A 228-nucleotide genomic window follows, 5' to 3' on the forward strand; every position below is an offset into this window, starting at 1 on the left:
TTGTTCACCAGTAATTCCTTGTATTCCCTGTGCTCCGGTTACTCCTTGTGCACCTGTGATTCCTTGTGCTCCAGTTATTCCTTGTATTCCCTGAGCTCCAGTTACTCCTTGTGCTCCAGTGATTCCTTGTATTCCCTGAGCTCCAGTTACACCTTGTGCTCCAGTGATTCCTTGTGCTCCAGTTACTCCTTGCGCACCAGTAACTCCTTGAATTCCCTGTGCTCCAGT

At 48.7% G+C, this 228-nt stretch carries 1 protein-coding gene; it reads right to left on the reverse strand.

Annotated elements, in window-relative coordinates; translation table 11 throughout:
* Positions 1–228, reverse strand: a 228-nt coding sequence (locus Q0975_RS28450) for a collagen-like protein (RefSeq protein ID WP_299444393.1), incomplete at both ends; no start/stop codon positions are given.

Origin of the sequence: uncultured Aquimarina sp., assembly GCF_947500065.1 — a bacterium.
Classification (GTDB): Bacteria; Bacteroidota; Bacteroidia; order Flavobacteriales; family Flavobacteriaceae; genus Aquimarina.